The 16,316-nt window shown below is 44.1% G+C and carries 12 protein-coding genes, 1 tRNA gene and 1 pseudogene; 10 read left to right on the top strand and 4 right to left on the bottom strand.

Going from position 1 to position 16,316, the window contains the following annotated elements; genetic code table 11:
- Positions 1–271 precede the first annotated feature (271 nt).
- On the top strand, positions 272–859 hold the full coding sequence (locus tag MsAm2_RS02845; RefSeq protein ID WP_338098294.1) for a malonic semialdehyde reductase: 588 nt from the start codon (positions 272–274) through the stop codon (positions 857–859).
- A 110-nt stretch (positions 860–969) separates the two neighbouring features.
- Here the strand turns inward: MsAm2_RS02845 and gltA are convergent, their stop codons facing one another.
- Together gltA and MsAm2_RS02835 are read right to left on the bottom strand one after the other, a co-directional pair.
- Positions 970–2,418 carry an NADPH-dependent glutamate synthase gene (gltA, locus tag MsAm2_RS02840; RefSeq protein ID WP_338098293.1) on the bottom strand — a complete coding sequence of 483 codons (1,449 nt, stop codon included), beginning with the start codon at positions 2,416–2,418 and terminating at the stop codon, positions 970–972.
- A 125-nt stretch (positions 2,419–2,543) separates the two neighbouring features.
- Positions 2,544–3,422, bottom strand: coding sequence for a sulfide/dihydroorotate dehydrogenase-like FAD/NAD-binding protein (locus tag MsAm2_RS02835; RefSeq protein WP_338098292.1), 879 nt, complete (start codon positions 3,420–3,422; stop codon positions 2,544–2,546).
- Between the two features lie 272 nt (positions 3,423–3,694).
- On the opposite strand from MsAm2_RS02835, the gene MsAm2_RS02830 reads away from it, so the two are divergent.
- The 9 genes and pseudogenes from MsAm2_RS02830 to MsAm2_RS02790 all read left to right on the top strand — a co-directional run.
- A tRNA-Lys gene (locus tag MsAm2_RS02830) sits at positions 3,695–3,771 on the top strand.
- Between the two features lie 163 nt (positions 3,772–3,934).
- Positions 3,935–4,180 (top strand): DNA-directed RNA polymerase subunit H, encoded by a 246-nt coding sequence (locus MsAm2_RS02825; RefSeq protein WP_338098291.1) that lies wholly within the window; start codon positions 3,935–3,937, stop codon positions 4,178–4,180.
- Between the two features lie 960 nt (positions 4,181–5,140).
- Positions 5,141–6,832, top strand: a complete 1,692-nt coding sequence (locus MsAm2_RS02820; protein ID WP_338098496.1) for a DNA-directed RNA polymerase subunit B'' — start codon at positions 5,141–5,143, stop codon at positions 6,830–6,832.
- Positions 6,829–8,658 carry a DNA-directed RNA polymerase subunit B gene (gene rpoB / locus MsAm2_RS02815; RefSeq protein WP_338098290.1) on the top strand — a complete coding sequence of 610 codons (1,830 nt, stop codon included), beginning with the start codon at positions 6,829–6,831 and terminating at the stop codon, positions 8,656–8,658. The genes MsAm2_RS02820 and rpoB overlap by 4 nt, the downstream gene beginning before the upstream one ends.
- The gene (locus tag MsAm2_RS02810) at positions 8,658–11,312 is read left to right on the top strand and encodes a DNA-directed RNA polymerase subunit A' (RefSeq protein ID WP_338098289.1); all 2,655 of its coding nucleotides are present in this window, start codon (positions 8,658–8,660) and stop codon (positions 11,310–11,312) included. Before rpoB ends, MsAm2_RS02810 begins: the two co-directional genes overlap by 1 nt.
- Positions 11,313–11,314: 2 nt before the next feature.
- Positions 11,315–12,763 carry a DNA-directed RNA polymerase subunit A'' gene (rpoA2, locus tag MsAm2_RS02805; RefSeq protein WP_420846978.1) on the top strand — a complete coding sequence of 483 codons (1,449 nt, stop codon included), beginning with the start codon at positions 11,315–11,317 and terminating at the stop codon, positions 12,761–12,763.
- A gap of 852 nt (positions 12,764–13,615) precedes the next feature.
- A complete protein-coding gene (locus MsAm2_RS02800; protein WP_338098288.1) occupies positions 13,616–14,110 on the top strand; it encodes a hypothetical protein in 495 nt (164 codons plus the stop codon).
- Between the two features lie 29 nt (positions 14,111–14,139).
- Positions 14,140–14,889, top strand: a complete 750-nt coding sequence (locus tag MsAm2_RS02795; RefSeq protein WP_338098287.1) for a hypothetical protein — start codon at positions 14,140–14,142, stop codon at positions 14,887–14,889.
- Between the two features lie 130 nt (positions 14,890–15,019).
- Positions 15,020–15,700 (top strand): annotated as a pseudogene (locus MsAm2_RS02790) (viperin family antiviral radical SAM protein); the annotation flags it as partial.
- A gap of 44 nt (positions 15,701–15,744) precedes the next feature.
- Here the strand turns inward: MsAm2_RS02790 and MsAm2_RS02785 are convergent.
- Both MsAm2_RS02785 and MsAm2_RS02780 read right to left on the bottom strand, forming a co-directional pair.
- On the bottom strand, positions 15,745–16,044 hold the full coding sequence (locus MsAm2_RS02785) for a hypothetical protein (protein ID WP_338098286.1): 300 nt from the start codon (positions 16,042–16,044) through the stop codon (positions 15,745–15,747).
- Positions 16,004–16,252 (bottom strand): GIY-YIG nuclease family protein, encoded by a 249-nt coding sequence (locus MsAm2_RS02780; RefSeq protein ID WP_338098285.1) that lies wholly within the window; start codon positions 16,250–16,252, stop codon positions 16,004–16,006. Before MsAm2_RS02780 ends, MsAm2_RS02785 begins: the two co-directional genes overlap by 41 nt.
- Between the last annotated feature and the right edge of the window lie 64 nt (positions 16,253–16,316).

Genomic DNA, 16,316 nt, shown 5'->3' with positions numbered 1-16,316 from the left:
TATGAATAGATATGTTATGGAAATAAGATTGCAGCAAACTGTAAAATAAAAAACAGACGCAGCAAACTGTAAAATTAAAAATAAGATTACAGCGTATCTTTCATCAAATATAAATCAAAAGCCCACCCGCCATTTTCGCCGGTTTTCCTTAAAAATTTGTTGCGATAACGCACGCGGCGGCGCCAAGAAATAGAAAATGAAAGAGGGAATGAAATAAAACATATAAATTTCTAAATAAATACAAAAATCAATTTAGATGAGGTGTAAAATCATGTTCACAATTGACAAAAAATCAATGGATATTCTTTTTAACGAAGCGCGTACATATACATATTTTGAAAACAAACCGATATCGGACGAAGTTTTTGTTCAACTTTATGACACCTTAAAACTGGCGCCGACTTATGCAAATTGCCAGCCGGGACGCTTTATTTTTGTCAAAAGCCCGGAAGCCAAAGCGCGGCTGATTCCGCATTTGGACGGAGGAAACGTTCGAAAAGTTCAAGAAGCGGCGGCGACCGTCATTATTGCAAGCGACAACACCTTTTACAAAAACATGCCCCGGCTTTTCCCGCACGGGGATATGATGTCTCTTTTTGAAAGCAATCCCAAACTCGCACAGCATGTAATGTTTCAAAGCAGCTGCCTTCAAGGCGCTTATCTCATCATGGCCGCCCGAGCTCTTGGTTTGGATTGCGGACCGATGGGCGGATTTAACAGCGCGGGCGTTGACAAAGAATTCTTCCCGGACGGAAAATGGACATCCAATTTCTTGTGCAATTTAGGATACGGCATGAAAAGCAAATTACATCCGCGCGATCCGAGATTGAATTTTGAGGAAGCGTGCAAAATTATTTGATTGACCCGCTTCATTTTTTACACTTTCTGCTTTTTACGTTTTTTAAAAAAGATGGGGGTCACAAAAAAATTGTGACCATCTCTTCTGATTTTGTTATTTATAAACTCATTTTACTTTTTCTTCAAAAATTCATCGATTTCTTTCGCCGCTTTTTTTCCGGCGCCCATGGCCGAAATGACTGTTGCGGCGCCCGTGACAATATCACCGCCCGCAAAGATATTGGACCGCGTGGTTTGCAATTTGTCATTGACCACAACCGTTCCCCGCTTCGTTTGTCCGACATCGGAAGCCCCTTTGTAAATCAACGGATTGGGGGACGTTCCAATCGCGATAATGACAACATCCGCGTCCATCGTAAACTCGGATCCTTTCACCGGAACCGGGCTTCTGCGTCCGGATTCGTCCGGCTCGCCGAGTTCCATTCGGATGCATTCCACCGCTTTTGCGTCAAACCGCCGGTTTTGCGGCGTTCCATCCCCGTAATCGCCAATGATTTTCGTCGGATTTGCGAGGAAACAAAAGTCAATTCCTTCATGTTTGGCGTGCTCGATTTCTTCCCGCCGGGCCGGAAGTTCCGCATCACTTCTGCGGTAGACCACCGTGACTTTGTCCGCCCCCAGCCGAAGCGCGCACCGCGCGGCATCCATGGCCACATTTCCGCCGCCGACGACCACGACCCGTTTTCCTTTTTTAATCATGGTGTTCGCATCCGGCTGATACGCTTTCATCAAATTGACACGGGTTAAAAATTCATTCGCGGAATAAACGCCGTTTAAATTTTCACCCTCAATTCCCATGAAATTCGGAAGACCCGCACCGGTTCCCAAAAAGACCGCATCGTACGCGTCCGCAATCTCGTCCAGCGTTTTAATCCGGCCGACCACGTAATCGGTTTTCAGCGCCACACCCAAATCCAAAACATCTTGAATTTCCGCACCGACAATGTCTTTAGGAAGACGGAATGCCGGAATGCCGTACGTTAAAACGCCACCTGGCAAGTGTAAGGATTCAAAAATCGTTACATTGTGTCCCATTTTTGCCAAATCAGCCGCCGCTGTGAGTCCGGCCGGACCTGAACCGATAACCGCTACATTTTTGTCGGTCGGCGATTTGTTGCAACCAGCCGATTTCTCGGAACTGTCTCCGATTTTGCAGCTTTTGCCCGTTTTTCTCATCTCATCCGCCGCATATCGCTCCAGCCGACCGATTGCGATCGGCTGTCCCTTTCGGCCCAGAATGCACAATTCCTCACATTGTGTTTCTTGCGGACAGACCCGCCCGCAAATGGCCGGAAGCAAATTGGTTTCAAAAATTTTTTCCGCCGCCGCGTTTGCTTCTCCTTTTGCGACCAAGTCAATAAATACCGGAATATTAATGTTGACCGGACATCCTTCCACACACCGCGGAACCCGGCATTGAATACAACGCGAAGCCTCCGCCATCGCGTCTTCTTTTGAATAGCCCAGTGCCACCTCATCAAAATTATTTCTTCGAACAACCGCCGGCTGTTCAGGCATTTCCATACGTCCGGCTTTGCCCGCTTTTTTCATATCCACCATAAAATTCATCCATACTTTGATTCAATTAAAAATTTTGAAAAAACGATTCGGAAATACAAACTTGAAAAATCTATATTTGAAAAACATTTTGAAAATAAAATTTTGAAAATTTTAATTTTCAAAATTTAAATTTTGGAACAAACGCCGCCTTCGCATTCTTTGTCATATTTTTGCGAAGCTTCCGTTTCATCTTTTTTGTAGATCATCAGCCGGTTCATCACGGTGTCAAAATCCACAAGCCGCCCGTCAAATTCGGGACCGTCAACACACGCAAATTTCGAAACGCCGCCCACCATCACCCGGCAGCCACCACACATTCCAGTACCATCCACCATCATGGAATTGATGCTGACAATAATTTCCACATCCGGATACGCCGCCATCATGTTGGTGGCAACTTTCATGAGAATCGGAGGCCCGATTACGACAACACGCCCGATTTTCGGACCGTCATAGGCGCCGGCCCGCTCTTTGTCCAGCAATTGCTTAACAATATCGGTCACAAATCCGTGGTGGCCTTTGGAACCATCATCCGTCGTCACATAAAATTCATCGCTTTCTTCCTCAAACTCTTTTTCCATCATCAAAAGCCCACGGTTTCGGGCGCCGATAATTGAAATCACTCTGTTTCCGGCATCTTTGTACGCCTGAATTTGCGGGTAAACCGGCGCGATTCCAACGCCGCCGCCGACCAATATGACCGTTCCGATTTTTTTAACATCGGCCGGCGTTCCGAGAGGTCCCACAAAGTCCGCGATAGAATCGCCCGGCATGAGTTTAGTTAACTGTTTGGTTCCTTTCCCAAGCGCTTGGACCGCCATCGTCACCGTTCCGGCATCCGGGTCAAAATCCGCAATTGTCAGCGGAATTCTTTCGCTGTCTGAAAACGTCCGGACAATGACAAATTGACCGGCACGGGCCGCACGGGCCACATCCGGCGCGTCAATCACCATTTTAAAAACACTGGTGGCCAACTCTTCTTTTTCGAGTATTTTAAAAGACATAATTCTCACTTGAAATAAAACTTGAAATGAAATAAGGGTAAATTCCGAAAAAAAATGAAAAAATCATTAAAAAGGATAAAACGTGTTTAAACTAAAAGTCATGGATTATATATGTTCCCAAGACATTTTTTAAAAAATGATTTCGATTTAAAATGATTTATCCTGATATACCACCCCTTTTTTTGAAGACATCCATCCGCAAGCCAAAACATATAAATACGACAAATATGTTTTACGTTCTACTTCAGAACTACAACATAAATCAACATTCGGGGCCCATAGCTCAGCCAGGAAGAGCGACTGGCTTTTAACCAGTCGGCCTAGGGTTCAAATCCCTATGGGCCCGCCATTTTTTTAACATGTTTGATGGACAAGATGGAATCATCGCCGAGTGTTATCTCAATTATAATTAAGATCATATAATAAGACCTGATATTATAATTGCAGGACAACGGATGATTTTTCTTAAAATTCTTGTGCCAAAGAAATAATTTTTCCGGGAGGAGAACGATTTGACAAAGTTTAAACTGCTTGATCATGAATCGGTCCCATATCACGAAATCATAGACGACGATGAAGTTGCCGATTTACTTTTAGCCTACTCGATTGAAAAAGAGCAGCTTCCCAAAATCCGAGTCGACGACCCGATCGTGAATGAAATCGGGGCCAAGCTCGGCGATGTCGTCAAGATTACAAGAAAAAGTCAAACCGCGACGGAAGCCTATTACTATCGGCTCGTTATCGGAATCATTGAATAAACAAAATCGGTCAAATCAAATTCAAGTTCTTCACTTTTTCAAATCCTGCAAAAGTAAACTCTTTCGCCCCTTTTTTAAAAAGACGTTCTGAAGATGTTTTTTGGGCATATTGTTTGCAAACAGCGGATTTTCAGGAAAAGAGCGATGATTTGCATTTAGATGCGGCCGGCCGTGTCGGGACAAATAAATGTTTGAAAAATTTTCCACATTTAACACATTTGACATGTTCGCTTTTCATCAAAATAGTTTGAAAACGCCTCACGCTTACAGACTTTCCGCTGCTTGCGGTGCTCTGTTCCAAGGAGTTGAAACAATATTTTCTTTTTTAACGCGAAATCATAAAACGCAATCAGATCATTTACTTGAGCATGCGGTTTATGAAAACAAATGTTTGTCTCTTGCGAAAAATCCGGGCATAACCCCCCACTCTTTTGCGGTTTCTCAATCGCTTTTTATGAATACTAAAAATTCAAAGGTCCGATTCGGACATCCGGGCAGCCAAACATGTGCGAAATGCCCCAGAAATCAGGTTAGAATGATTGAAAAATCCTGAACAAAATTTCCAATCAAAATGTATCCTGTTTATCAATTTTTGATAAAAAATGAATTCATATCATAACACAAATGATTTAATAAAAATAATTTAGCAAATGATTCAACAAATAATTAAAAAATAATTCAACAAATAATTCAACAAATATTAGCAAACATAATCAAAATCAATCGACATAAAAAACAAATCTGAAATGAACATCAACCCGTTTACAAAATTCCAAAAATCAGCTTTTAAAATTGATTTGTCGCAAAAATAAACATTTGCGGCCGGTCAAAATAATCCGCTGAGAAAAACAACACAGGAACAATACTGTATCGACGCTTGAAAACATCTCAAAAATCGAAAAGAAATATAATCAAAAAAATTTTTGGGAAAATCTCTAAAAATCAAAGAAGGTGCTCACTATTACATTAGATACGCGTACCCTGGCGAAATACTATTTCACCCAGGAAAAAATTGTCCAGCATCATATCGATTCCTTTAATAAATTCTTGGATTCGGGACTTCAAAAAATCATCGATGAACAAAGAATTATTGAAACCGATATTGAAGGAACTTATTTAAAACTCGGAAAAATCCGAGTGGGCGTGCCGGTTGTCAAAGAAGCCGACGGCGCGATTGAACCGCTTTACCCCAATGAAGCCCGCCTCCGGAATTTATCCTATTCCGCGCCCCTTTACCTTCAGATGATGGTGGTTCGAGACGGCATTGAAAATTATGAAGAGCCGACCGAAGCCAATATCGGACAGCTTCCGATTATGCTCAAATCCAAAGTCTGCAACTTAATCAGTATGAACACCGAAGAAAAAATAAAGCATGGTGAAGATCCCCTCGACTGCGGCGGATACTTCATTGTCGGCGGAACCGAACGTGTCGTCATGACATTGGAGGACTTAGCGCCCAACAAAATTTTAACCGAATACGGTGAACGCTATGGCGACAAAATCGAAGTCGCAAAAGTCTTCTCTCAAAAGAAAGGCTACCGTGCCCTCGTTGTTGTCGAACGCGGACGCAAATCTCTCTTGGAGGTATCCTTCCCCTCCATCACCGGACGTCTCAATTTCATCACATTGATTCGGGCGCTTGGGATTGTCACCGATCAAGACATCGTGACTGCCGTTTCCGGCGACCCTGAAATTGTTAAATTCATGCTTGAAAACTTAGATGAGGCGGAAGTCGACTCGATGCAAGCCGCGATTGAAAAAATCGGAACACGCGTTGCCGCCGGACAAGCCAAAGAATATCAAATCAAACGCGCGAACTACGTTTTGGACCGCTACCTCCTTCCGCACCTGGGAGACCGGCCCGACGACCGCATTTCCAAAGCCAATTTCCTGGCCCGAATGGCCGAATCCTGTTTTGAATTGGCGCTTGGAAAACGAGACGAAGACGACAAAGACCACTATTCCAACAAACGGCTCAAACTCGCCGGCGACCTTATGGAAGACCTTTTCCGTGTCTCTTTTAACCGCTTGTCCCGCGACATTAAATACCAACTCGAACGTGCCAACATGCGTAACCGCGAATTAAACGTGGCCACGATTGTTCGCGCGGACGTTCTCACCGACCGCCTCCAACACCCGCTTGCCACCGGAAACTGGGTCGGCGGACGGACCGGTGTGTCTCAGCTTTTGGACCGCAACGACCACATTTCCACACTTTCCCATCTTCGCCGTGTGATTTCCCCGCTTTCCCGTGCGCAACCGCACTTTGAAGCCCGTGACTTGCACCCGACCCAGTGGGGACGGCTTTGCCCCTCGGAAACTCCGGAAGGTCCCAACTGCGGTCTCGTGAAAAACTTTGCCGAAATGGTGGAGTTATCCACCGGAACCGACGATGTGGAACCCATCAAACAATTGCTTTACGGAATGGGCGTTGAGAAATTCCGGTTCATTCAGCCGGAAGTTGTTGAAATCAAATACGCTGACCATGAAAAAGAAGAGTTTGAAAGCGAATTTGAAGAAAAAGCCGGAACCAAAAAACCCGAAGAATTCGGCGACGACGATGCCGGACACACATCCGGACCTTCCCGGCCGGCTGATGATGTCGATGACTTTTTGGGCGGAATGGATTACGATGGGGGAATGGACGAATGATTCAATCAAAGATATTTTTAGACGGAGAACTCATCGGAACGCATGACGATCCGGAAGCGTTGGTCTCCAATATTCGGGATGCACGGCGTGAAGGACGTCTCTCCCGGCAAGTCAACGTTGCCTTTTTGGAACACACCAAAGAAGTGATTATTTCCACCGACATCGGACGGGCCAGACGCCCGCTTTTGGTCGTGGAAAACGGAAAAACAATGGTTACAAACGACCATGTTGAAAAGTTAAAAAACGGCGAACTGACCTTTGACGACTTAGTCAACATGGGTTTTGTCGAATACTTAGATGCCGAAGAAGAAGAAAACACACTCATTGGAATTCATGAACGCGACCTCACCCCCAAACACACGCATCTGGAACTGTCCCCGGATTTGATTTTGGGTATTTGCTCCGGCATGATTCCATATCCGGAACACAACGCGGCACCGAGATGTACGATGGGCGCCGCCATGATTAAGCAGTGTATCGGTGTGTCGTCCGCAAACCACAAATTACGACCCGACACCCGCGCCAATATTTTGCACTACCCGCAAAAAGCGATGACTTACACGCAAACGTGTGAATCCATCGGATTTGATGAGCGGCCGGCCGGACAAAATTTCGTGGTCGCGATTTTATCATACGAGGGCTACAACATTGAAGACGCACTCGTTTTCAACCGGGGGTCCATAGAACGCGGCCTTGGCCGCAGCCACTTTATCCGGACGTTTGAAGGCGAAGAACGCCGCTACCCGGGCGGACAAGAAGACAAATTCGAAATCCCCGACTCGGAATACCGCGGCGCAAGAAGCCATGAAGCCTACGCCGAACTGGATGAAGATGGTTTGGTCAACCCGGAAACATATGCCGCTCCAAATGCCGTTTTAATCGGAAAAACAAGCCCGCCGAGATTTTTGGAAGAAAACGCGGGACTTGACGCCGGATTCGGACACCAGCGCCGGGAAAGTTCAGTCACGATGCGCTCCAATGAAAAAGGAGTTGTGGACACCGTTATTTTAACCGAGTCCATCAACGGAACCCGGCTTGCGAAAGTCAAGGTTCGGGATGAAAGAATTCCCGACATCGGCGACAAGTTTGCGTCCCGTCATGGACAGAAAGGTGTGATTGGCCTGAAAGTGAACATTGCCGACATGCCGTTTACCGAATCGGGCCTGTCTCCCGACCTTATGATTAATCCGCACGCGATTCCGTCCCGTATGACGGTCGGACACGTTCTTGAAATGATTGGCGGAAAAGTCGGGTCCATGGAAGGACGCCGGATTGACGCGACCGCCTTTACGGCAGCGGAAAACGGTGACAATGAAGACAAACTCCGCAAATCTCTCAAAGAACACGGATTTGCCCATACCGGAAAAGAAATTTTCTATGACGGCGTCACCGGAAAAATGATTCCGGCCGATGTGTTCGTCGGTGTGATTCTGTACCAAAAACTGCACCACATGGTCACCTCCAAAATGCATGCCCGGTCCCGCGGTCCGGTTCAGGTGCTCACCCGCCAGCCGACGGAAGGACGTGCCCGTGAAGGAGGTCTTCGTTTCGGAGAAATGGAGCGCGACGTTTTGGTCGGACATGGAGCTGCCATGTGTTTAAAAGAAAGATTATTGGAAGAGTCCGACAAGGATGAAGAATATGTTTGCAGTGCTTGCGGTATGATCGCGACGTTTGACAAACAGAGAAATTTGGCGGTCTGCCCGAACTGCGGCGCGGACACCGATATCTACCTGGTCGAAATGAGTTATTCGTTTAAGCTTCTGCTTGATGAAATTAAATCTCTCGGTGTTGCGCCGAGATTAAAACTTGAGGATGCGGTATAATGATTCCGTCTACGAGAAGAGTTCAGCAGATTCCGAAAAGAGTTTCTGCGATTAAATTCGGTCTGCTTTCCCCCAAAGAAATCAGAAATATGAGTGCGACGAACGTGATTACCGCCGATACATATGATGAGGACGGTTTTCCGATTGAGATGGGATTGATGGACACCCGTCTTGGTGTCATTGACCCGGGACTGAAATGTAAAACCTGCCACTCCAAAGCCGGCGAATGTCCGGGCCACTTCGGCCACATTGAGTTGGTCGTCCCGGTGATTCACGTCGGTTTTAACAAAACCATCCGCAAATTGCTCCGGTCGGTTTGCTGCAAATGCAGCCGCCTCCTCTTAAAAGAGAATCAAAAAGCGGATTATTTGGCTTACCTCGGTTCTTTAAAAGACATCGGACAAATGCCGGACGACTTGATTAACGAAGTATATAAGGAAGCCAGTAAAGCGAAAGAATGCCCGTACTGCGGCGCCGAGCAAGGCGACATTAAATTCGAAAAGCCGACCGAATACATTGAAAACGGCGAGCGTTTGACGCCGACCGAAATTCGGGACCGCTTTGAGAATATTCCGGATGAAGACATCCGTGTGATTGGCATGGACCCGGACAACGCCCGCCCGGAATGGATGATCCTCACGGTTCTTCCGGTTCCACCGGTGACGGTTCGCCCATCCATCACTTTGGAATCCGGACAGCGCAGTGAAGACGACTTGACGCACAAGTTGGTCGACATTATCCGGATTAACCAGCGCTTCCAAGAAAACCGGGATGCGGGTGCTCCACAACTCATTATTGAAGACTTGTGGGAACTTCTCCAGTATCACGTAACCACCTTCTTTGACAACTCGGTCTCAGGAATTCCGCCGGCACGCCACCGATCCGGCCGTCCTTTAAAGACGCTTTCCCAGCGGCTGAAAGGAAAAGAAGGACGTTTCAGAGGCAGTTTGTCCGGTAAACGTGTCAACTTCTCCGCCCGTACCGTTATTTCTCCGGACCCGGATTTGAGCATCAATGAGGTTGGAGTTCCGCTCCCAATCGCACTCATTTTAACCATTCCGGAACACGTGACGGAGCGCAACATTGATTTCTTAAAGGACCACATTCGCCGCGGCCCGACCAATTATCCGGGCGCGAACTATGTGATTCGTGCGGATGGCGGCCGTATCAAGATTTCCGACATTAATACGGAAGATTTGTGCGAAAAATTAGAGTTCGGCTGGATTGTCGAGCGGCATTTGCGGGATGGGGACGTTGTTCTTTTCAACCGTCAGCCGTCTTTGCACAAAATGAGTATTATGGCGCACAGCGTGAAGGTTTTAGATGGAAAAACATTCCGTATGAATCCGGCGGTTTGCCCGCCATACAACGCTGACTTTGACGGAGATGAAATGAACATGCACGTTCTTCAAACCGAAGAGGCCCGGGCAGAAGCGAAAATCCTTCTTCAGGTTCAGGAAAACATTTTATCGCCACGTTTCGGCGGCCCGATTGTCGGCGGCATTCACGACCACATTTCAGGTATGTTCTTGCTGACTCGAAAAGATAATCCTGTGACCGGACGCATTAACAAAGACGATGCGCTCGACTTGCTTCGTAAAACCGATATTCGTGAGCTTCCGGCACCGGCCGGAAACGATGATGCCGGCAATCCGTACTGGACCGGAAAACAGATTTTCAGTCAAATTTTGCCGGAAGGACTCAATGTGTCGTTCTCCTCCGAAGTCGGAACAAAAGATGTGGAAGAAGACAAAAAAACCGATGCTTATGTGATGATTGAGGATGGGGAGCTGTTGGCCGGAACCATTGATGAAATGGCGATGGGAGCCTTTAAAGGCAAAATTTTGGACACCATCATCAAAGAATACGGAACCACCCGCGGCGCACAGTTCGTCGACGATGTGACTAAATTAGCGATTCGGGCGGTTATGCGAACGGGATTGAGTTTTGGTATTGCGGATGAAGACATTCCGGCAGAAGCGAAGGCTCAAATCAACATGGCGCTGACAACGGCGGAAGAAACCGTGAAAGGGCTGATTCGAGCGTATGAAGCGGAAGAATTGGAGCCGTTACCGGGAAGAACATTGGATGAAACCATTGAAATGCGGATTATGCAGGAACTCGGTAAAGCGCGTGACAAATCCGGAAAGATTGCGGATGCGCACATGGGTCTTGAAAATCCGGCGGCTATGATGGCACGGTCAGGAGCGCGTGGTTCGATTTTGAACATTACGCAGATGGCAGCTTGTGTCGGCCAGCAAGCCGTTCGTGGAGCACGAATTAACAGAGGTTACCGCAACCGGACGCTTCCGCACTTTGAGCGCGGGGACCTGGGCGCAGACGCGCACGGATTCGTGAAATCCAGTTACAAGAGCGGTTTAAATCCAACCGAATACTTCTTCCACTCTATCGGCGGCCGTGAAGGATTGGTCGACACGGCGGTGCGTACGTCGCAGTCGGGTTACCTCCAAAGGCGGCTTGTGAATGCGCTTCAGGATCTTGAGGTTCAGCACGACTGGACGGTTCGGGACACGCGCGGTGTCATTGTTCAATTCATGTACGGTGAAGATGGAATTGACCCGACGAAGAGCGACTTTGCAAAAGCCGAAGCGGTTCACCGTATTTTCCGAGCTGTGACCAAAAAGGAGGTCTGATTATGGCAAAATTATCTTTGGATAAAATCGATGGTATGATTGGCGGGCTTCCTCTTCCGAAAAACATCCTTACCACCCTGCGTGAGGATGCAATCGCGACGGAAGTTTCGGAAAAGCAACTCTTGGAAATTATCGACCGTGTGGTGGTAGGATACCAGTTGTCTCGGATTGAGCCGTGTGACGCGGCGGGCGTCGTTGCGGCGCAGTCGATTGGAGAGCCGGGTACACAGATGACCATGAGAACTTTCCACTACGCAGGAGTGGCGGAAATTAACGTCACGCTTGGTTTGCCGCGTCTGATTGAGATTGTGGACGCCCGAAAAATTCCGAGTACGCCGACGATGACGATTTATTTGAGCAACAACCGGAATTTGCCCAACGAGGAAATGGATTTCGCATTTGACCGAGACAAAGCTCAAAAGGTGGCGTGGCGGATTGAGTCGACGAAAGTGAATCAAATCGCTTCGGTAACCACTGATTTGGCGCAAATGAAAATTGTGATCAATATCAATGAAAAGAATATGCTTCGGCGTGAGATTAATTTCAATGATATTGTCGCGATTTTTAGGGACAAGATTTCCGATGCGGTCATTGAGGAGAATGAAAACACATTCCAGATTGATTTAACGCCTAAGGACCAGCGCTACCGGGATTTGCTTCAATTGGCGAAAAAGATTCATGATGTTACGCTTAAGGGCATTGATGACATTAAGCGTGTCGTGATTCGAAAGAGCAACGACAGCGATGAATATGTTTTGTACACAGAAGGTTCGGCTTTAAGCGAAGTGATTGAAATCGAGGGCGTCGACATGCGCCGGACAACGACGAACAACATCAGCGAAATTTACACGGTTCTTGGGATTGAAGCCGCACGAAACGCGATTATCACGGAAGCGACAAGCACGTTGCGTGAACAGGGTTTAAACGTGGATATCCGTCACATTATGCTTGTCGCCGACTTGATGACGAGCGACGGGGAAGTAAAGCAAATTGGCCGTCACGGTATTTCCGGTGAGAAGGCAAGTGTCTTTGCGAGAGCCGCTTTTGAAGTGACGGTGAACCATTTGTTGGACGCCGGCATGCGCGGAAACGTGGATGAGTTGGCAGGTGTCACGGAAAACGTCATTGTCGGGCAACCGATTAAGATGGGAACGGGAGATATTCGGCTGATTTCAAGAAAATTGGATCAAGAGGCGAAGCCGAAAATTGAGCCAAAGGCAAGACCGAAAAAAGATACAGCGGCCAAGTCCAAAGACGCGGAAGTAAAGCCGGCGGCGGATGAAGAAATTCAAGCGAAGCCGGAGAAAAAATCGAAGAAAAGTTCTAAGGCGGACATGATGGAAGAAGAAATCGTGGAAGAAGAGGAATTTTTTGAAGAAGAAGAAATTTTCGAAGAGGAAAGCGGCGACGCCGAACCCAAAAAGAAACGCGGACGCCCGAAAAAGGTCTGATCCGGATTTGTGACATAAATTAAAGCCGAAAAGAGTTTTTCTTTTCGGCTTTTTTTATTGATTTTTGGGGCGGTTTTTTCGGTGCGATGGCATGCGCGCGCGAAGGGGGCGGTTTTTTGAGGGTTTTTGAAAAAAGAGGTTTTTTCGGTTTTTGCAATACTTTTAACAAAACTGATGGGATGAATTCTTTTTTTGGAAAATGAAAGAGTGGTGCGGCTTTGGAACTTTTGAAGGTGTCGCCAATTTATTATATTGATAAGGATTCGCCGTTGGCAGTTTTTGCTTATGGTACATTAGACGAACTTGTGCCGGTGAGTAATTTTTTTCTTATAAAATCTAACGTTGAGAGTCTTGAGCTTCAGGGTATTCTTTCAGTTTTTTTATTTTTGAGAATTTGAGGCATGCATTGAAATGCCGGGGGTTTGGATTCTGCAACGGTCGAGGAATATTATTTGAGGGTTTGAGAAGGGATGGAAAGGGGTTTGATGAGGAATTTTATCTAATAATTTAATTATTTTTCAATTATTATTTTTTTAGGATAATTTAAAAAATGTTTTATACAAAACAATCCTATGGTATTATTTGCAACGACATGGTTGCAAATCAATCAAAAAGGTACCCTTAAAAAGTATTTCAGAAACAGTATAGCGGTAAAACGCTGGTGCTACACATTACCTGCATTTGTCTTGAAGTCTTTTCAAATTGCTTCAAACTACTCGTTTCAATGAAAGAACTCTTCGGAGAGGATGTGTATAAGAAATGAATAAACAATTACCATTAGCATCTGCAGTCGCTATAAGTGTTTTTGCTCCGGCAAATGCTCTGAAAAATCAGTTAAAAGAAAAACGTTTTTTGAAAAAAGAATGGTTTTTAATCGCATCGTTGATGCTTTTTTATTTTATTCCCGGCATCAATCAGTTAATCGTAGATCACTTACTTTCCGGTCTGGAAAATCATGTTTTGAATATTGCCGGCCAAATTGAATGGTTTGACCTGTTTAATGAAACATTGCTGGCATTTTTGACAGTGCCTCTCTACTTCTTGTTTAATGAGGTTGTTCAAGACAAAAAGGCACTTAAATCCCGTATTGCTCAAATCCTGACAGTTGGATTTGTCCTGTATGCGCTGGTTTCCATCATTATTTATCTGTATGCCAGTTCTTTGACGGCTTACATGAACGCACCAGCGGAAAGTGTTAACTATCTCCAACTTGAAACCATTGGTTTTATTGTCGGATTTGTTTTCTCTTTCATTTATGTCTTGCTGGTTGTCAAAGGAGAGTGGAAACTCTTCGTTCCCTGTTGGTTTCAAAAATTATCATTCTTTCAATTGGCAATTGGATTTTAATTCCAAGTTACGGAGTCATCGGATTAGCTATGACAAATATCACATGCAATCTGATCATGGCAACCGTATCATTAATCCTGTTGTATAAAATCGGTCTTCTTCAATTCAAATTTGGTTTTGATTGGGATGTCATGAAAAAATGGGGCAGAGTTGGTCTTTTTTCCGGTTCTCAAATCGTTCTTGATAATATCATTTACATGTTAATTGTAATGAAAATGGTTAATGAAGTTTCTTCAGCCGGCGTCTATTGGCTTGCGAACAATTTCATTTGGGGTTGGTTATTGATTCCGATTATGGTCATTGCCGAAATTGTCAAAAGGGATTATGTAAAGGGATATTCTAGAATTTACAACTACATTTTGTTTGTGATTTTTGTTGTCCTTCTTTGGATTATCAGCGTCCCCTTATGGAAAATTATGTTTGATAATGTTATTCATGCCCAGGACACGCAAACAATTTTGAACATTTTGTATTTGGCAGTTCCATTCTATGTTGCATATGCGCTAGCTGTTGTTTTTGATAGTGTTTTTGTTTCTGTTGGAAAAACAAAATATTTGTTTTTGATTTCCATTATCGTGAACATCGGTTATTATGGAATCGTCTATTTGCTGTTCTTAAGCGGTTGGTTCACTGCTTCTCTTCATTTCATCATCATGATGTTTGGATTTGGAATGGTGGTTCACTTGTTGTTCAGTGTTTTGTTCTTTTTTGTTTCGAAGAAGAAAATAAGTACAAATTTGAAAACAAACTCTCAGCATGGTCCCAGAAGGAGTGTTTGATTTGAAAAACACTGCAAATTGGCACATAACGGATAGATGTAATTACCATTGCAAATTTTGCTATGCCACAAAATTGGATAATGAAGTAAGAACAAAGTGTGAAGTTTCATAGGTTTTTGAAAATCTTCAGTCAATGGGAGTTGAGCGTATAAATTTAGCAGGAGGTGAACCAATGCTTCATCCTCTTTTCAATGATATGCTTGAAATTGGAAACGACTTGGGATTTGAGATGACAATGATCACGAACGGGTCTATGATAACTGCTGAAAACATCAACTATCTGGCGGAAAAACTGAAATTAATTGGAATATCGGTTGACTCATCAGATGAACAAATTCAATTAAAAATGGGAAGAGGATGTGGAAGTCATGTTCAAAACACTCTTGACACTATCAATTTAATCAAAAATGTAGGAATTCCTTTGAAAATAAATACAGTTGTCACCCTTCTTAACTATCAAGAAAATATGAAAAATTTTATCGAATTTATTCAACCACAACGATGGAAAGTATTCCAATATTTACCCATTTTAAATCAAAATGATAAATTCAATGAAAGGTTCCAGATAACAGATTTCCAATTCAAGAATTTTCAAAAAATGCATAAAAATATTAGACTCGTAGGTGGAATATTACCTGTATTTGAATCAAATGAAGATATGACTAATTCATATCTGATGATTTCCCCGTCTGGAAAGATTGTATCCAATATCGATGGAAAATATGATTTTAAAGATATTAAATCAATAGGGAAGAAACAATTTGCTGATTTGATTGATTTTACAAAATATACAAGTCGAGGAAGTGTTTAATATTTTGGAATGATTTGTTCATTTGAACAAATCATTTCTTTTGATTATCCATTTTTTTTCTTATTATATTTTGGATTTTTTCCTCCATGATTATCTCTATAAGTTTGAAGTGAACCTTCTTCCCATGATCTGGCACTTTCTTCTGTACAGGACTTTCCGATTTGGACCATTGATGTAAATTTCTTATCTTGTGTATGTTCAACCATACGTCGATCCATATCATTTGTGATTCCGCGATAGACAGTTTTGTGTCCATCTTTAAGTTCATATTTTTTATAATCTCTATTTGAAGTCATATTATCTTTATCCTGTTTTGTTTTTGTTATATATGGGATTTCTCCCATGATGGGTTTTTCTATGAGTTTTCAACTTGCTTTTTTCCCATTTTCGTGCACTTTCAGTTTTACAAGCTCTACCAATCTTAACTAGCCTATCAAATTTTTTTATTTTTCGATGTTCTGATTCACGACGTTTTAAATTATTTGTAATGCCATAATAAACTGGTTTGCTACCTCTTTTTAACGCATATTTGTAACTTTTTTTCTTTTTCATATTTATTTCTCTTCAACATCTTTTTAATAATATATCTCTCCATTTTTTAAAAGAGAGATAAATA

Origin of the sequence: Methanolapillus ohkumae (assembly GCF_032594355.1) — an archaeon.
Classification (GTDB): domain Archaea; phylum Halobacteriota; class Methanosarcinia; order Methanosarcinales; family Methanosarcinaceae; genus Methanolapillus; species Methanolapillus ohkumae.
Note: the sequence above shows the minus strand (reverse complement) of the source record. Positions and strands in the feature narration are given on the sequence as shown.

Coding starts and splice junctions, on each gene's coding strand:
- MsAm2_RS02845 (WP_338098294.1), top strand. CDS start 272: ATGTTCACAATTGACAAAAAATCAATGGATATTCTTTTTAACGAAGCG.
- gltA (WP_338098293.1), bottom strand. CDS start 2,418: ATGGTGGATATGAAAAAAGCGGGCAAAGCCGGACGTATGGAAATGCCT.
- MsAm2_RS02835 (WP_338098292.1), bottom strand. CDS start 3,422: ATGTCTTTTAAAATACTCGAAAAAGAAGAGTTGGCCACCAGTGTTTTT.
- rpoB (WP_338098290.1), top strand. CDS start 6,829: ATGATTCAATCAAAGATATTTTTAGACGGAGAACTCATCGGAACGCAT.
- MsAm2_RS02810 (WP_338098289.1), top strand. CDS start 8,658: ATGATTCCGTCTACGAGAAGAGTTCAGCAGATTCCGAAAAGAGTTTCT.
- rpoA2 (WP_420846978.1), top strand. CDS start 11,315: ATGGCAAAATTATCTTTGGATAAAATCGATGGTATGATTGGCGGGCTT.
- MsAm2_RS02795 (WP_338098287.1), top strand. CDS start 14,140: ATGACAAATATCACATGCAATCTGATCATGGCAACCGTATCATTAATC.
- MsAm2_RS02785 (WP_338098286.1), bottom strand. CDS start 16,044: ATGGGAGAAATCCCATATATAACAAAAACAAAACAGGATAAAGATAAT.
- MsAm2_RS02780 (WP_338098285.1), bottom strand. CDS start 16,252: ATGAAAAAGAAAAAAAGTTACAAATATGCGTTAAAAAGAGGTAGCAAA.